General features: G+C 62.3%; 15 protein-coding genes and 1 riboswitch. Of the genes, 12 read left to right on the top strand and 3 right to left on the bottom strand.

The window, feature by feature from the left end; all coding sequences use genetic code 11:
• The first annotated feature begins 344 nt into the window (after positions 1-344).
• The 4 genes from WBR57_RS10260 to WBR57_RS10245 all read left to right on the top strand — a co-directional run bounded on the left by WBR57_RS10260 (position 345) and on the right by WBR57_RS10245 (position 3,647).
• Positions 345-1,319, top strand: a complete 975-nt coding sequence (locus WBR57_RS10260) for a 2-hydroxyacid dehydrogenase (protein WP_424083731.1) — start codon at positions 345-347, stop codon at positions 1,317-1,319.
• Between the two features lie 86 nt (positions 1,320-1,405).
• Positions 1,406-2,308, top strand: coding sequence for a chemotaxis protein (locus WBR57_RS10255; RefSeq protein WP_122541500.1), 903 nt, complete (start codon positions 1,406-1,408; stop codon positions 2,306-2,308).
• Between the two features lie 3 nt (positions 2,309-2,311).
• Positions 2,312-2,794: a GNAT family N-acetyltransferase gene (locus WBR57_RS10250; protein ID WP_424083730.1), complete on the top strand. Its 483-nt coding sequence runs from the start codon at positions 2,312-2,314 to the stop codon at positions 2,792-2,794.
• 109 nt (positions 2,795-2,903) lie between these two features.
• Positions 2,904-3,647 (top strand): YkgJ family cysteine cluster protein, encoded by a 744-nt coding sequence (locus WBR57_RS10245; RefSeq protein WP_424083729.1) that lies wholly within the window; start codon positions 2,904-2,906, stop codon positions 3,645-3,647.
• Positions 3,648-3,666: 19 nt separating this feature from the next.
• Here WBR57_RS10245 and WBR57_RS10240 read toward each other — a convergent pair whose 3' ends face one another.
• The 3 genes from WBR57_RS10240 to WBR57_RS10230 form a co-directional block, all read right to left on the bottom strand.
• On the bottom strand, positions 3,667-4,830 hold the full coding sequence (locus tag WBR57_RS10240; protein WP_424083728.1) for a transporter substrate-binding domain-containing protein: 1,164 nt from the start codon (positions 4,828-4,830) through the stop codon (positions 3,667-3,669).
• 180 nt (positions 4,831-5,010) lie between these two features.
• Complete coding sequence (locus WBR57_RS10235; RefSeq protein ID WP_424083727.1) at positions 5,011-5,781, bottom strand: transporter substrate-binding domain-containing protein; 771 nt, start codon at positions 5,779-5,781, stop codon at positions 5,011-5,013.
• A 135-nt stretch (positions 5,782-5,916) separates the two neighbouring features.
• A complete protein-coding gene (locus WBR57_RS10230) occupies positions 5,917-6,150 on the bottom strand; it encodes a hypothetical protein (protein ID WP_424083726.1) in 234 nt (77 codons plus the stop codon).
• Between the two features lie 213 nt (positions 6,151-6,363).
• Between WBR57_RS10230 and WBR57_RS10225 the strand changes: the two genes are divergently transcribed.
• From WBR57_RS10225 to cobM, 8 genes are all read left to right on the top strand, one after another.
• Positions 6,364-7,530 carry an efflux RND transporter periplasmic adaptor subunit gene (locus WBR57_RS10225; protein WP_424083725.1) on the top strand — a complete coding sequence of 389 codons (1,167 nt, stop codon included), beginning with the start codon at positions 6,364-6,366 and terminating at the stop codon, positions 7,528-7,530.
• Positions 7,527-10,616, top strand: a complete 3,090-nt coding sequence (locus WBR57_RS10220) for a multidrug efflux RND transporter permease subunit (RefSeq protein ID WP_424083724.1) — start codon at positions 7,527-7,529, stop codon at positions 10,614-10,616. The genes WBR57_RS10225 and WBR57_RS10220 overlap by 4 nt, the downstream gene beginning before the upstream one ends.
• 9 nt (positions 10,617-10,625) lie before the next feature.
• Positions 10,626-11,303: a heavy metal response regulator transcription factor gene (locus WBR57_RS10215; RefSeq protein WP_424083723.1), complete on the top strand. Its 678-nt coding sequence runs from the start codon at positions 10,626-10,628 to the stop codon at positions 11,301-11,303.
• Positions 11,293-12,657 (top strand): heavy metal sensor histidine kinase, encoded by a 1,365-nt coding sequence (locus WBR57_RS10210; RefSeq protein ID WP_424083722.1) that lies wholly within the window; start codon positions 11,293-11,295, stop codon positions 12,655-12,657. Before WBR57_RS10215 ends, WBR57_RS10210 begins: the two co-directional genes overlap by 11 nt.
• 769 nt (positions 12,658-13,426) lie before the next feature.
• Positions 13,427-13,641, top strand: a riboswitch (cobalamin riboswitch).
• A 97-nt stretch (positions 13,642-13,738) separates the two neighbouring features.
• Positions 13,739-13,927 (top strand): CbtB domain-containing protein, encoded by a 189-nt coding sequence (locus tag WBR57_RS10205; protein WP_025857256.1) that lies wholly within the window; start codon positions 13,739-13,741, stop codon positions 13,925-13,927.
• An 11-nt stretch (positions 13,928-13,938) separates the two neighbouring features.
• On the top strand, positions 13,939-14,643 hold the full coding sequence (locus WBR57_RS10200; RefSeq protein WP_424083721.1) for a CbtA family protein: 705 nt from the start codon (positions 13,939-13,941) through the stop codon (positions 14,641-14,643).
• A complete protein-coding gene (locus tag WBR57_RS10195) occupies positions 14,640-15,032 on the top strand; it encodes a cobalamin biosynthesis protein (protein ID WP_424083720.1) in 393 nt (130 codons plus the stop codon). Before WBR57_RS10200 ends, WBR57_RS10195 begins: the two co-directional genes overlap by 4 nt.
• A gap of 72 nt (positions 15,033-15,104) precedes the next feature.
• The gene (gene cobM / locus WBR57_RS10190) at positions 15,105-15,851 is read left to right on the top strand and encodes a precorrin-4 C(11)-methyltransferase (protein ID WP_424083719.1); all 747 of its coding nucleotides are present in this window, start codon (positions 15,105-15,107) and stop codon (positions 15,849-15,851) included.
• The last annotated feature ends 22 nt before the right edge of the window (positions 15,852-15,873 follow it).

Below are 15,873 nucleotides of genomic sequence, written 5' to 3'. Positions count from 1 at the left end.
AACCACGCTGGCCGAAAACAGGTAGTACGGAGCGGGTAAACCGGCAGGACGCCGGTTTAGCCGCGACGGGGCAGGGACGGCCCGTCGCGGCGGCCCGCGCAGTAATACCTGTTTTCGGGCACACCGAAGCGTGAGCGAGGTGCCGAGTGGTGGGGCAAGAGCGCTTTGGTTACTTTGCCGCTTTTGCAAAGTGACTCGCCGTAAGGGCGAAACCATACGCGGCCGTTACCGCAGCAACGGATATGTACCCAGTAACCCAGCCAAAACCCACACCACCCTGACAACCCTCCCCCAAGAATGTTAGCGTGCTTACCATTCTCCCGTAGTCGATGAGCCCGCCTGCAATGAAAAAGACCGTCCTCGCCTTCAGCCGTGTCACCCCGCAAATGATCGAACGCCTGCAACAGGATTTCGAGGTGATCGCGCCCAACCCCAAGCTCGGCGATATCAACGCTCAGTTCAATGAAGCCCTGCCCCACGCCCACGGCCTGATCGGCGTAGGCCGCAAGCTGGGCCGCGAGCAGTTGCAAGGCGCGGGCAAGCTGGAAGTGGTCTCCAGCGTCTCGGTGGGCTACGACAACTACGACGTGCCGTACTTCAACGAGCGCGGCATCATGCTCACCAATACCCCCGACGTGCTCACCGAAAGCACCGCCGACCTGGCCTTCGCCCTGTTGATGAGTAGCGCGCGCCGCGTGGCCGAGCTGGACGCCTGGACCAAGGCCGGCCAGTGGAAAGCCAGCGTCGGCGCGCCGTTGTTCGGCTGCGATGTGCACGGCAAGACCCTGGGTATCGTCGGCATGGGCAATATCGGCGCGGCCGTCGCTCGTCGCGGGCGCCTGGGTTTCAACATGCCGATCCTGTACAGCGGCAACAGCCGCAAGACCGAGCTGGAACAGGAGCTGGGCGCGCAGTTCCGCAGCCTGGACCAGTTGCTGGCCGAAGCGGATTTCGTGTGCCTGGTGGTACCGTTGAGCGACAAGACCCGCCACCTGATCAGCACGCGCGAATTGGGGCTGATGAAGTCCAGCGCCATCCTGATCAACATTTCCCGCGGCCCGGTGGTCGATGAGCCGGCGCTGATCGAAGCGCTGCAGACCCAGAAAATCCGTGGCGCCGGGCTGGATGTGTATGAGCAGGAGCCGTTGGCACAGTCGCCGCTGTTCCAACTCAGCAACGCGGTGACCCTGCCGCACATCGGCTCGGCCACCGGCGAAACCCGCGAAGCCATGGCCAACCGCGCGCTGGAGAACTTGCGCAGCGCCTTGCTCGGCCAGCGTCCGCAGGACCTGGTGAACCCACAGGTATGGAAGGGCTGATATTAACGGCCCATGCCGCTAAAGCATGGGCCACTCAAGTCGATAACCTTCCATAGATCGTCATCCCTGATTCACAGAAGGTTTTTATGTCCACCACCAAAGCCCGCGCAGACTCACTTTCGCTTCTGCTGTTTACCTTGCGCAGCGGCAAGCTGATGGCGATCAACCTGCTGAAAGTCAGCGAAATCATCCCGTGCCCGCCGCTGACCAAGCTGCCGGAGTCTCACCCGCACGTCAAAGGCATCGCCACCCTGCGTGGCAACTCGCTGGCGGTGATCGACCTGAGCCGGGCCCTGGGCGAAATGCCCTTGGCTGACCCGGACGGCGGCTGCCTGATTGTCACCGATGTCAGCCGCTCCAAGCAGGGCCTGCATGTGCAGGCGGTGAGCAAGATCGTGCACTGCCTGACCACCGACATCCGCCCGCCACCCTATGGCTCCGGCGGCAACCGTGCGTTTATCACCGGGGTCACTCAGGTGGAAGGCGGGCTGGTGCAGGTGCTGGATATCGAAAAAGTCATCCACGGCATCGCGCCGGCCCCGGTTGAAGCGGCGCCCACCGACCTGACCATGGAAGAAGCCGAGGTGCTGGGCAATGCGCGCATCCTGGTGGTCGACGACAGCCAGGTGGCCCTGCAGCAGTCGGTGCACACCTTGCGCAACCTCGGCCTGACCTGCCATACCGCGCGCAGTGCCAAGGAAGCCATCGATGTACTGCTGGAGCTGCAAGGCACCGTCGAGCAGATCAATGTGGTGGTGTCCGACATCGAGATGTCGGAAATGGACGGCTATGCCCTCACCCGCACCCTGCGCGAAACCCCGGACTTCCAGCATCTATACGTGTTGCTGCACACCTCGCTGGACAGCGCGATGAACAGCGAAAAAGCCCGCCTGGCGGGTGCGGACGCGGTGCTCACCAAATTCTCCTCGCCCGAGCTGACCAAGTGCCTGGTCGTCGCCGCCCAGACCGTGGCGCAAAAAGGCCTTTAACCGTTGAGCGAGTATTACCAGTTATTGCGTCGCGACCTGACCGGCAGTTTGCCCGCGCCGCAATGGCCGGCGGGTACGCAACTGGATCACTACCGCGATGCGCTGGCCCCGGCGATTCACGCGGTGTTGCGCATGACCCAGGAGCAAGGCGGCGGCCGGGTTCCTGCTCTCGAAACCTGGCGGCAACAGTTCGTCAGCGATGCCGAGTTCGATCCTAGGCTGTGCCTGGTGGCCAGCAACAACGAAGGCATTCTCGGCGTCGCCCAATGCTGGACCAGCGCGTTTATCAAGAACCTCTCGGTACACCCCTGCGCCCAGGGCCAGGGGCTGGGCCGCGCCCTGTTGCTGCACGCCTTCCAGGTGTTCAAGCAACGCGGTGAGCCATGGGTGGACCTCAAGGTGCTGGAGAGCAACCTGCGCGCCCGGCAATTGTATGAAAGTGCCGGCATGCACTTCGTGCTGCGTGATGTGCTCACCGAGGGCTGACAGGCACTGGCGCATAACTTGCTTCCAGAGAACCTGAATGGTGGAAAGAGGTAAAAACCCGTCACCATTCACGCGTGCCCTCTGACCTTGCCTGGTGACAGATCCGCCCATGAATACCCATTTTTCCTGCGTTGGCTGTGGCAAATGCTGCACCGACCACCACGTGCCCCTGACCCTGGCCGAAGCCCGTATGTGGGCGGCGGACGGCGGTAATGTCATCGTTCTGGTGGAAGGTTTTCTGGGCAATGGCCTGGGCCTGCCGCCGCTGCAACGCGAGCATGCCGAACGACGTTCGGTGGTGGTGCCCAGCGGCAACACCGAGGCGTTTGTGGCCATCACCTTTGCCGCCTACAACGCCGGGCGCTGCCGGAATCTTGACAGAGACAACCTGTGCCGCATCTATGAGCGTCGGCCGCTTGTGTGCCGGATCTACCCGATGGAAATCAACCCGCATATCCCGCTGAACCCGACCGCCAAGGATTGCCCGCCGGAATCCTGGGAACAGGGCCCGGTGCTGATCGCCGGTGGCGAGTTGATGGACCAGGAACTGGCCGAGTTGATCCGCCGTTCGCGCCAGGCCGACCGTGATGATGTACAGACCAAAGAGGCGGTGTGTGCCTTGCTCGGGATTCGCACCACGGCGCTCAAGGGGGATGGCTTTACCGCGTACCTGCCGGACATGGGCGCATTTGCCCAGGCTATCGAGCTGGCACGTGATCAGCCATCCGTGGCCAATGAGTGGGTGTTCCATGTGTCCGGCATGGACATCGCCGAGCAAGTGCTGGAGGCCGGCGCGCAGCTCGCTACCGAGGTGCCGGCCAATTATGCGTTCATTTCACTGCGCGCCGCTTAGGCGCGCAGGTTGCGGAGGGTCAGAGGCTGGCCATGCACTCGATTTCGATCCGTGCATTCACCAACAGCTTGCCGGCAAAGGTGGTGCGGGTCGGCAGGCGGTCTGCCTGGAAGTAGCTGGCATACACTTGGTTCATCGCCGCAAAGTCCTTGAGGTCGGCAAGAATCACCAAGCACTTGGCAACCCGGTCCATGCCGATGCCGTTGGTTCTCAGCACGCTGCGGATATTCGTCAGGGCCTGCGCCGTTTCTGCGCGAATGCCTCCGGGCACTACATCGCCATTTGCATCCAGCCCCAACTGCCCGGAAATATAGAGGGTTTGCCCGACCCGTACGGTTTCCGAGAACGGCAGACCGCCCTGTGCCGGCGTGTAGGTCATCTTGACCGGTTTAAGCGGTGCCGCGCCCAGATAAGGCTCGGTGATGGCCGCGTACTTGCCATTGTCTTTCAACCGTTGCAACGCCTTGTTCAGCGCCGCCGTCAGATCAGGGTCGGCCTTGCGTGTCGCTATGGCGACGCCACCGCCCAGCATTTCATCGACAATCACCGGCCCGGCAAACGCATACCCGGCGCCCTGCGGTGTGTTCAGTAAGGCTTCGCTGATTTCAATGGTGTTTTGCAACGTCGCATCGATTTCACCGGCCAGCAAGCTACGGATCAACTCACTATTGAGGCCGAAGCTGCGCACCGTCACCCCTTGGGATGCCCAACGCGCCTGGGCGAACGCTTCCCGGCTGGTGCCCGCCAGTACACCGATGCGCTTGCCCCTGAGGGATTGCGGAATGGGCAGCAGGTTGGAGCCCCTGGGGGCGACCAAGCGGCTCTGAAGGGCATAAAGGTCATTTGTAAAATCGACGATTTCACGCCGCGCAGGTGTCGCGGTCATGGGCATGATTGCGTCGAAACGCCCCGCCTGGAGCGCCGCGACGTTGGTCGCGTAAGGCTGGTCGACCCACACGCAACGCGCGTTGAGCTCGGCGCACAGGGCATTACCCAGCTCGATGTCCAACCCTGCGAGCTCGCCCTTCTCGTTGCGGTATTCAAAGGGCGGCACATCCGCCTCGACGCCGAAGCGTATCTCGCTCCATCGGTTCTCAGTAGGGGGGGAAACAGCACATCCCGTCCCGGCCAACAAAACCAGAAAAAACGTCGCCAGCGCCAGCATTCGTTTTGCCGTAGTCATAAATCCGTCCTGTGCCAAAGTAGTGTCAGGCATAGGGCTGCGTTAATTACAGCCCGATGCACCCAACGTTCTAACAAGCACTGACCGGTCTTTAACTACGACACGCCTGTAGGTTTCGTAGGATAACTCCCAAAGTGAGTGTAGACAGGTTTGCAACTGACTGGCGCCGCCGTGCGTCCATCACGGCGCTTCCAGGTGATAGGGCACGAGGATCCGCCGGTATTCGCCGTTTTGCATCAGCTCTTCAAGGGCACGGTTGAGGTCTTCGCGTAGGGTCGTATCGGTTTTGCGCAGCGCAATCGCCACACCGTCGCCCAGCAGTTCAGCCGAAACGGCGGGGCCCAGGAAGTCGAAATCCTGGCCTTGCTCGGTGTCGAGCAGGGCCCTGCGAATTTCCACGGAGCCCTGCAGGGTCGCGTCGATATCGCCGGCTATGAGGCTGCGTACCAGCTCGGCATTGAGCCAGAAAGACTTGATGATCACGCCCTCAGGTGCCCACTTGGAGCGCGCGAACGCTTCGCGGTTGCTGCCGAGCAACACCCCCACGCGCTTGCCCTTGAGCGACCTGGTGGTCGGCACCAGGCCCGAATTTTTACGCGCGACCAAGCGGGTGGTAAAGGGGTAGAGGTTCTGCGTGAAGCTCACCCAACGCCGCCGCTGGGATGTCGGCGCAATGCCCATGATTGCGTCGAATTGCCGGGCTTCGAGGGCGGGAAAATTTTCCACAAGCACCTGATCGACCCAGGTGCAGCGCACATTCAGCTGCTGGCACAGGGCGTTGCCCAGTTCGATATGCAGGCCCTCCAACTGCCCTTGCAGGTTGCGGCTCTGGAAGGGAGGGAATTGTGCGGCAATGGCGAAACGGATTTCGCGTCGCGGAGGGTCAGTGGCCGCCAGGGCATCCACCGAGAACAACAGGGCAAGCGCTGTACAGCTGTGTTTCAGGGCCACGAGCAACGTCCTTTTCCAGAAAGTCCAGCCTCACCAGAGGCTGTGCAAGCTTTCAAGAAACGGTCGTGGACCTTCAATCAGAAAAATAAACAGGACTTGTAGGCCAAAGCCGACACGATACACATATGTTTAATCTTAACGTTTACCCATGGAGCGACGCGTACCCGGCGGTGCCATCCCCGGCGATTTGGTGTGGCCGTTCTTGGCGCCGTTCTTGTACCAAGGCTGGGCGACATTTTTGGTGCCTGCCAGCTCGCCCGGCTTGAATGGAAACTTGAACGCCGGGATCTCGGCTTTTTCCACGCCTTCGGCGCTGGCCGGATCGACCAGGTCGGTCGCTTCAGCAGGGGGTTGTGTCGGGGAATTCATGAAAGCTCCGGAGCGTACAAAAAAGAGGCTGGGCCGGATGGCGGGCCGCACTGGCGCGCAGTATACCTGCGCGCTTCGGATCTTTAACCACCGCCCGTACGAATGGTCTGCCTTTACTGACAGCGCTGTCAGTTAGCAGTCACCTTGCTGACCGGGTTGGCGGGCTATAAAGGCCCCTACTCTCCCAATCCTTTGCCCTGGCGCCTCACCTCCATGCAAATTCAACGAAAAACCGCCCTGATCGTGGGTGTCCTCGTGGTGTTGGCCGTTGCAGCCTGGGCATTGACCCGCCCGGCCAAGACCAGACTGGCAGCGCCCACCGCGATTCCAGTGCGGGTGGTGAGCGTTGTGCAACAGGACATTCCACGCTTTGTCAGCGGGATTGGTTCGGTGTTGTCGTTGCACAGCGTGGTGATCCGCCCGCAGGTCGACGGCATTCTGACCAGACTGCTGGTCAAGGAAGGCCAACGGGTCAAGGCCGGCGACCTGCTGGCAACCATTGATGATCGCTCGATCCGCGCCAGCCTTGACCAGGCCAGGGCACAACTGAGCGAGAGCCAGGCGCAGCTGCAAGTGGCACTGGTCAACCTCAAGCGCTACAAGGAATTGAGCGTCGACGACGGCGTGTCCAAGCAGACCTATGACCAGCAGCAAGCCCTGGTCAATCAGCTCAAGGCCACCGCCCAGGGCAATCAGGCGGCCATCGACTCGGCTCAAGTGCAACTTTCCTACACCCAGATTCGCTCGCCGGTCACTGGCCGCGTAGGTATTCGTACGGTTGACGAAGGCAACTTCCTGCGCATGAGCGATACCCAGGGCCTGTTCTCCGTGACCCAGATCGACCCGATTGCCGTCGAGTTCTCCCTGCCGCAGCAAATGCTGCCGACCCTGCAAGGCCTGATCGCCGCGCCGACTAAGGCCAGCGTCAACGCCTACCTGGGCGCCGACACTGACGGCGCTACCGGCGACTTGCTCGGTGAAGGCCATTTGAGCCTGATCGACAACCAGATCAGCTCCACCACCGGCACCCTGCGTGCCAAGGCCGAGTTCAACAACGCCTCGCAGCGGTTGTGGCCGGGGCAACTGGTGACGATCAAAATCCAGACCGCCCTCGACAAAAATGCCCTGGTGGTGCCGCCGACCGTGGTGCAACGCGGCCTCGACTCGCACTTTGTGTACCGGGTCAACGGTGACAAGGTGGAAGTGGTGCCGGTGCAGGTGACCTACCAGGACAGCGACGTCAATATCATCAAGGGGGTGCAGGCCGGCGACGTATTGGTCAGCGATGGTCAGTCGCGGCTCAAGGCCGGCGCTCAGGTGGACGTGCTGAAGGAGCCACCGCAGGTGATCCAGACCGTCGACGCCAAGGTGCAGCCATGAGTCGTTCGCCGTCGGCCTGGTGCGTCGACCACCCGGTCGCCACCCTGCTGCTGACATTCGCCCTGGTGTTGCTCGGGATGATTGCCTTCCCACGGCTGGCCATCGCCCCACTGCCGGAAGCGGAATTTCCGACGATCCAGGTCAGCGCCACCCTGCCCGGCGCCAGCCCGGACACCATGGCCTCATCGGTCGCCACGCCGCTGGAGGTGCAATTCAGCGCCATCCCCGGCATGACCCAAATGACCTCCAGCAGTGCCTTGGGCTCCAGCCTGTTGACCCTGCAATTCACCCTGAACAAGAGCATCGACACCGCCGCGCAGGAAGTGCAGGCGGCGATCAACACCGCGTCCGGCAAGCTGCCCAGCGACATGCCGAGCCTGCCGACCTGGAAGAAGGTCAACCCGGCGGACAGCCCGGTGCTGATCCTCAGTGTCAGCTCCAACAGCATGCCCAGCACCGAGTTGAGCGACTACGTCGAAACCCTGCTGGCCCGGCAGATCAGCCAGATCGATGGCGTCGGCCAGATCAATATCACCGGCCAGCAACGCCCGGCGATCCGCGTGCAGGCCTCGCCGGACAAACTCGCGGCCATCGGCCTGACCCTGGCCGATATTCGCCTGACCATCCAGCAATCAAGCCTGAACCTGGCCAAGGGCGCGATCTACGGCGAGAACAGCGTGTCGACCCTGTCGACCAACGACCAGCTGTTTCACCCGGAGGACTACGCGCAGCTGATCGTCTCCTACAAAGACGGTGCCCCGGTTCAACTGCGCGATATCGCCAAAGTCGTCAATGGTTCGGAAAACGCCTACGTGCAGGCCTGGTCCGGCGATACGCCTGGGGTCAACCTGGTGATTTCGCGCCAGCCCGGCGCGAACATCGTCGAGACCGTGGACCGCATTCAAGCCGAGCTGCCGCGCCTGCAGGCGATGCTGCCGGCGTCGGTGCAGGTCAGCGTGTTGACCGACCGCACCAAGACCATCCGCGCCTCGTTGCATGAAGTCGAAGTGACGTTGCTGATCGCGATTCTGCTGGTGGTGGCGGTGATGGCGCTGTTCCTGCGCCAGCTGTCGGCGACGCTGATTGTGTCCAGCGTGCTCGGCGTGTCGCTGGTCGCAAGTTTTGCGCTGATGTACCTGATGGGCTTCAGCCTGAACAACCTGACCCTGGTGGCGATCGTGATCTCCGTGGGTTTTGTGGTGGACGACGCGATTGTGGTGGTGGAAAACATTCACCGCCATCTCGAAGCCGGGTTGGACAAACGCGAAGCGGCGATCAAGGGCGCCGGCGAGATTGGCTTTACCGTGGTCTCCATCAGTTTCTCGCTGGTCGCGGCGTTTATTCCGCTGCTGTTCATGGGCGGCGTGGTCGGGCGGTTGTTCAAGGAATTTGCCCTGACCGCCACCTCGACCATCCTGATCTCGGTGGTGGTGTCGCTGACCCTGGCGCCGACCCTGGCCGCGCTGTTCATGCGCGCGCCGACGCACGTTGCCCACGACAAACCCGGCTTCAGCGAACGCCTGCTCGCCGGTTACGCGCGCAACTTGCGCCGCGCCCTGGCCCATCAACGCAGCATGGCGGCGATTTTCCTGGTGACCCTGGCCTTGGCCGTGGTCGGTTACGTGTTTATTCCCAAGGGTTTCTTCCCGGTGCAGGACACCGGCTTTGTGCTCGGCACCAGCGAAGCGGCGGCCGACGTGTCGTACCCGGACATGGTCGCCAAGCACAAGGCCCTGGCCGAGATCGTCAAGGACGACCCGGCGGTGGAGGCGTTTTCCCACTCGGTGGGAGTGACCGGCAGCAACCAGACCATCGCCAACGGCCGCTTCTGGATCGCCCTGAAAGACCGCGGTGACCGCGATGTGTCCGCCAGCCAGTTCATCGACCGCATCCGCCCGAAATTGGCCAAGGTGCCGGGCATCGTGCTGTACCTGCGCGCCGGCCAGGACATCAACCTGAGCTCCGGCCCCAGCCGCGCCCAGTACCAATATGTGCTCAAGAGCAATGACGGCCCGACGCTGAATACCTGGACCCAGCGCCTGACCGAAAAACTGCGCGCCAACCCGGCCTTCCGCGACCTCTCCAACGACCTGCAACTGGGCGGCAGCATTACCCACATCAGCATCGACCGCCAGGCCGCCGCACGTTTCGGCCTGACCGCCACCGATGTCGACCAGGCGCTGTACGACGCCTTCGGCCAGCGCCAGATCAACGAATTCCAGACCGAAATCAACCAGTACCAGGTGGTGCTGGAGCTGGACACCCAGCAACGCGGCAAGGCCGAGAGCCTCAACTACTTCTACCTGCGCTCGCCGCTGACCAACGAAATGGTGCCGCTGTCGGCGCTGGCCAAGGTCGACCCACCCACCGTGGGCCCCTTGTCGATCAGCCATGACGGCATGTTCCCGGCCGCCAACCTGTCGTTTAACCTGGCGCCCGGCGTGGCATTGGGCGACGCGGTGATCATGCTCGACCAGGCCAAGAATGAAATCGGCATGCCAACCACCATCATCGGTAATTTCCAAGGGGCGGCGCAGGCCTTCCAGAGTTCGTTGGCCAGCCAGCCATGGCTGATCCTCGCGGCGCTGGTGGCGGTCTACATCATCCTTGGCGTGTTGTATGAGAGCTTCGTGCACCCGCTGACGATTATTTCCACCTTGCCCTCGGCGGGGTTGGGCGCGCTGATCATGCTGTCGTTGATGGGCCAGGACTTTTCGATCATGGCGCTGATCGGCCTGGTGCTGCTGATCGGGATCGTGAAGAAGAACGGTATCCTGATGATCGACTTTGCCCTGGACGCCCAACGCGTACGCGGCCTGTCGCCGGAAGACGCGATCTACGAAGCCTGTGTCACGCGGTTCCGGCCGATCATCATGACCACCCTCGCCGCCCTGCTCGGCGCGGTGCCGCTGATGCTCGGCGCCGGCCCCGGCGCGGAGATGCGCCAGCCACTGGGGATCGCGGTGGTCGGCGGGCTGCTGGTGAGCCAGGCACTGACGCTGTTCACCACACCGGTCATATACTTGTACCTTGAGAAGTTTTTCCACCGGCCCAAACCAGCGCCTGCGCTGGCGAACCTGCACTGAGGCGGTGTCATGCGCGTCCTGATTGTTGAAGATGAAGAAAAAACCGCGGACTACCTGCATCGCGGCCTGACCGAACAAGGCTATACCGTTGACGTCGCCCGTGAAGGCGTCGAGGGTCTGCACCTGGCGCTGGAGAACGATTACGCGGTGATCGTGCTCGACGTGATGCTCCCCGGCCTCGACGGGTTTGGCGTATTGCGGGCCCTGCGCGCGCGCAAACAGACGCCGGTGATCATGCTCACCGCCCGCGAACGCGTGGAAGACCGCATCCGCGGCCTGCGCGAAGGCGCCGACGATTATTTGGGCAAGCCGTTTTCGTTCCTGGAACTGGTGGCGCGCCTGCAAGCCCTGACCCGCCGCAGCGGCGGGCATGAGCCGGTGCAGGTCACCGTGGCTGACCTGTGGATCGACTTGATCAGCCGCAAGGCCAGCCGCAACGGCCTGCGCCTGGACCTGACGGCCAAGGAGTTCTCGCTGCTCAGCGTGTTGGCGCGGCGCCAGGGTGAAATCCTGTCCAAGACCGCTATCGCCGAAATGGTCTGGGACATCAATTTCGACAGCGACGCCAACGTCGTCGAAGTCGCGATCAAGCGCCTGCGCGCCAAGCTCGACGGGCCGTTCGAACAAAAACTGCTGCACACCATTCGCGGCATGGGCTATGTGCTGGAGAACCGCAGTGTCGGCTAACTCCATCGCCCTGCGCCTGAGCGGCATGTTCACCCTGGTGGCCTTGCTGATCTTCTTGTTGATCGGCGGCGCGCTGTACCAGCAGGTGGACCGCGGCCTGGGGCTGTTGCCGGGGGCCGAACTGGATGCGCGTTACAGCGTGCTCGAATCCTCGGTGAATCGCTTTGGCACGCCCGAGCATTGGGTGAAGATCCAGGCCAAGCTCAAGCTGTTGGGCGAGGAAGACAAACGCATCCGTTTTTGGGTGGTCAGCAGCGACCCGAACTATGAGTACGGCAACCCCGATGCGCAGATCCGTGAGTTCGCCGCCGGCCCCACGGGCAAACGCGACCTGCGCCTGCCGGGGCGTGAGTACCCGTTCAAGGTGTTGGTGAGCCAGTTTGCGGCGAAGGACCAACGCCCACCGCTGCGTTTCATGATTGCGATTGATACCGAGAATTTCCGCGCGACCCAGCATCAGCTGCTGATGGCCTTGATCGGCCTGGCGTTTGTCGGCGTCGTACTGGCCTCGCTGCTGGGGTTCTGGGTGTCGCGTATCGGCCTGAAGCCGCTGATCAAGCTGTCGGACGAGGCACAAAAACTGGCGCCGCCCAAACTCTCCGGGCGCCTGCAGCTGTCGCCGTTGCCGCCGGAGCTGAGCCAGTTCGTCAACTCTTTCAACTCGACCCTCGACCGCGTTGAACAGGCCTATTCGCGCCTGGAATCGTTCAACGCCGACGTGGCCCATGAGCTGCGCTCGCCGCTGACCAACCTGATTGGCCAGACCCAAGTGGCGCTGACGCGAGGGCGCTCGGCCGAGCATTATTTCGAGGTGCTGCAATCCAACCTCGAAGAGCTGGAGCGTTTGCGCTCGATCATCAATGACATGCTGTTTCTTGCCAGTGCCGACCAGGGCAGCAAGGCGACCAAACTGATCGAAAGCTCGCTGGCGGATGAAGTGGCGACCACGCTGGATTATCTGGACTTCATCCTTGAGGACGCTCAGGTCAAGGTGCGGGTGCAGGGTGATGCGTTGGTGCAGATCGAGAAAGCCCACCTGCGCCGCGCGCTGATCAATCTGCTGAGTAATGCGGTGCAGCACACCGCGCCCGGGCAGGTTATCGAGGTGAGCATCGACGTTCATGAAGCCCATGTTGCGATTGGGGTGACCAACCCAGGCGATGAGATTGCCAGTGAGCATTTGCCGCGGTTGTTCGAGCGGTTTTATCGGGTGGATGCGTCGCGCAGTAACAGTGGGGCGAACCATGGGTTGGGGTTGGCGATCGTCAAGGCGATTGCCTTGATGCATGGCGGGGATGTGTTTGTGCGCAGTGCGGGTGGGGGGAATACGTTTGGGATTACGCTGCCGGTGTAGGTGGGAATGGGGGGATATCCGTTATTTGGGTGATGGCGGGTATTGGTTTCGCCCTTACGGCGAGTCACTTTGCAAAAGCGGCAAAGTAACCAAAGCGCTCTTGCCCCACCACTCGGCACCTCGCTCACGCTCGGTGTGCCCGAAAACAGGTAGTACTGCGCGGGCCGCCGCGACGGGCCGTCCCTGCCCCGTCGCGGCTAAACCGGCGTCCTGCCGGTTTACCCGCTCCGTACTACCTGTTTTCGGCCAGCGTGGTTGACGGGGCGCCTAAGATCAACATCAAGATCAAGATCTACAGCACGGCGGCCTGAAAGCCGACCTGAGTGGTTGGATCAAAGGCAGATACGTGTAGGAGCGGGATTGCCGGCGATGCGGGCGACGCGGTCGTTCAGTGATACCGAGTCGATGCCTTCGCAGGCAAGCCAGCTCCCACAGAAAAGCAGATTTGCCGTGCTCTGGATTTGTCTTCGCTTTGGTTTTTTTGCTCTTGATCTGCTTCAACCACTCAGGTCGGCGACTAGGCCGCCGTGCTCTTGCTTTTGATTTTGATCTTAGGCGCCCCGTCAAACACAAGGGCACACCGAGCCTAGGCGAGGTGCCGAGTGTTGGGGCAAGAACCCATGGTTACTTTTGGGGCCCTTTTCCAAAAGTGACTTGCCGTAAGGGCGAAACCATAGGCCGCCGTTACCGCAGCAACGGATATGTACCCACCCCCTCCCACCCCACCAAACGCACATCCCAATTGACTCCCCTCCCACCCCCATGCTCTCCTACACACCTTGTTTCGGGTGCCCTTCACAGGGTGAAACGGGAAACCGGTAAATCATGCCTGCATGACCAGTCCGGTGCTGCCCCCGCAACGGTAAGCGAGCGAAGCGTCAAATCCACTGTGCCAAACGGCATGGGAAGGTGATGCTTTCAGACTGACTCTTTCAAGAGCCATCCCTCGCAAGCCCGGAGACCGGCCCGAAAAAATCAGATAACAAACCCGCGGTGGGCGGGCGCTGTTCAGAACCCTGCGTGCCTGGCTCGTAGGGTTTTCATGCGCTCGTTTCACCCTGACACCCAGAAGGGACGCGCCATGTCGATCATCAGCAGCACCTCGCACACCGCCAGCAACTCCGCCACCCTGAGCCAACGCCTGACCGCCGCCATCGGCGCGTCGATCCTTGGCGCGTGCCTGGTGTATTTCGCCGGTTTCTCGCACATCGAGGCCGTGCACAACGCCGCCCACGATACCCGCCACAGCGCCGCGTTCCCGTGCCACTGAGACCTGCCGACATGATCAAGCGTATTGCCCAAACCGCTGGTTTCACCGGCCTGCTGGCCGCCCTGCTGCTGACCCTGCTGCAAAGTTTCTGGGTGGCCCCGCTGATTCTGCAGGCGGAAACCTTCGAAAACGCCCCGGCAGCCACCGAACCAGCGCATGAACATGCCGCAGGCGCCGCCGCCCATACCCACGATGCCGAAGCCTGGGAGCCGGAAAACGGCTGGCAGCGCGTGCTGTCCACTACCGGTGGCAACCTGGTGGTCGCCGTCGGTTTCGCGCTGATGCTGGCCGGCCTTTACACCCTGCGCGCACCGACCCGCACGGCCCAAGGCCTGCTGTGGGGCCTGGCCGGTTACGCGACCTTTGTGTTGGCGCCGACCCTGGGCCTGCCGCCTGAGCTGCCGGGCACCGCTGCCGCAGACCTGGCGCAACGCCAGATCTGGTGGATCGGCACCGCCGCCTCCACCGCCGCCGGTATTGCGCTGATTGTGTTCGGTCGCAACTGGCTGCTCAAAGTGCTGGGCGTAGCGATCCTGGTCGTGCCCCACGTGGTCGGCGCACCGCAACCGCAAGTGCATTCGATGCTGGCGCCAGAAGCCCTGGAAGCCCAGTTCAAGATCGCTTCGCAGCTGACCAACGTGGCGTTCTGGCTGGCCCTGGGCCTGATCAGTGCCTGGCTGTTCCGCCGCAACCGCGACGATCACTACTCGGCATGACCCTGGTGGTCGGCCTGGGCTGCCAGCGGGGTTGTGACCTGCACACCCTGCTGGGCCTGTTTGACAGCGCCCTCGCCCAGCGCGGGATTGACCGCCAGCGGGTTACGGCACTGGCCAGTATCGACCTCAAGAGGGATGAACCGGGGCTGCTCGCCTTGTCCCGATTGCTCGACTTGCCCTTGCACTGTTTCAGCGCTGCGCAACTGGCGGTGTATGAAGACCGGTTGAGCCATAAATCAGCGGTCGCTTTCACCCATACCGGCTGCCATGGCATCGCCGAAAGCGCCGCCCTGGCCCTCGCCGAACACCTCGCGAACGCGCCTGCACGCTTGCTGATCACCCGCCAGAAAAACGCCCGGGCCACCTTCGCATTGGCCTGTAGCGGCTAAAACCTCGATAATCGCCCCGTTCGATCATGAGCAATCTTCATGCTGGCCCGTTTTTTTTCACAGGAATCCCCCATGACCGTCTACTTCATCGGCGCCGGCCCCGGCGACCCGGAACTGATCACCGTCAAAGGCCAGCGGCTGATCCGCAGTTGCCCGGTGATCATCTATGCCGGCTCGCTGGTGCCGGCAGCGGTGCTGGAGGGGCATCAGGCCGAACAGGTGATTAACAGCGCCGAACTGCACCTGGAACAGATCATCGATCTGATCAAGGCGGCCCACGCCAAAGGCCAGGATGTCGCGCGTGTGCATTCCGGCGATCCGAGCCTGTACGGCGCGATTGGCGAACAGATACGTTACCTGCGCGCGCTGGGCATACCCTTCCAGGTCATTCCCGGCGTGACTGCGGTAGCGGCGTGCGCGGCGCTCCTGGAGACCGAACTGACCCTGCCGGACATCGCCCAAAGCGTGATCCTGACCCGCTACGCCGACAAAACCAGCATGCCGCCCGGCGAAGACTTCGACAGCCTGGCACGCCATGGCACGACCATGGCGATTCACTTGGGGGTCAACCACTTGGAGAAGATCGTCGCCGAACTGTTACCGCATTACGGCGCGGACTGCCCGATTGCCGTGGTGCATCGGGCGACGTGGCCGGATCAAGATTGGGCGGTGGGGACGCTCAGCGATATTGCCGAGAAAGTAGCGGCCAAGGGCTTTCGGCGCACAGCGCTGATTGTGGTTGGCCGGGTGTTGGCGAGTGACCGTTTCAGCGAGTCGTCACTGTACCGAGCTGGCCATGCGCACCTCTATCGGCCCTGAAGAAATGCGGTCAAAAAAAGTG

It is taken from the genome of Pseudomonas sp., from assembly GCF_049590575.1.
GTDB lineage: Bacteria > Pseudomonadota > Gammaproteobacteria > Pseudomonadales > Pseudomonadaceae > Aquipseudomonas.
This window is presented reverse-complemented; position numbering and strand designations above follow the sequence as displayed.

Bases quoted from the DNA above. Each gene is read 5' to 3' on its own strand.
- WBR57_RS10260 (WP_424083731.1), top strand. From the start codon at position 345: ATGAAAAAGACCGTCCTCGCCTTCAGCCGTGTCACCCCGCAAATGATC.
- WBR57_RS10255 (WP_122541500.1), top strand. From the start codon at position 1,406: ATGTCCACCACCAAAGCCCGCGCAGACTCACTTTCGCTTCTGCTGTTT.
- WBR57_RS10245 (WP_424083729.1), top strand. From the start codon at position 2,904: ATGAATACCCATTTTTCCTGCGTTGGCTGTGGCAAATGCTGCACCGAC.
- WBR57_RS10240 (WP_424083728.1), bottom strand. From the start codon at position 4,830: ATGACTACGGCAAAACGAATGCTGGCGCTGGCGACGTTTTTTCTGGTT.
- WBR57_RS10230 (WP_424083726.1), bottom strand. From the start codon at position 6,150: ATGAATTCCCCGACACAACCCCCTGCTGAAGCGACCGACCTGGTCGAT.
- WBR57_RS10225 (WP_424083725.1), top strand. From the start codon at position 6,364: ATGCAAATTCAACGAAAAACCGCCCTGATCGTGGGTGTCCTCGTGGTG.
- WBR57_RS10220 (WP_424083724.1), top strand. From the start codon at position 7,527: ATGAGTCGTTCGCCGTCGGCCTGGTGCGTCGACCACCCGGTCGCCACC.
- WBR57_RS10215 (WP_424083723.1), top strand. From the start codon at position 10,626: ATGCGCGTCCTGATTGTTGAAGATGAAGAAAAAACCGCGGACTACCTG.
- WBR57_RS10205 (WP_025857256.1), top strand. From the start codon at position 13,739: ATGTCGATCATCAGCAGCACCTCGCACACCGCCAGCAACTCCGCCACC.
- WBR57_RS10200 (WP_424083721.1), top strand. From the start codon at position 13,939: ATGATCAAGCGTATTGCCCAAACCGCTGGTTTCACCGGCCTGCTGGCC.
- WBR57_RS10195 (WP_424083720.1), top strand. From the start codon at position 14,640: ATGACCCTGGTGGTCGGCCTGGGCTGCCAGCGGGGTTGTGACCTGCAC.
- cobM (WP_424083719.1), top strand. From the start codon at position 15,105: ATGACCGTCTACTTCATCGGCGCCGGCCCCGGCGACCCGGAACTGATC.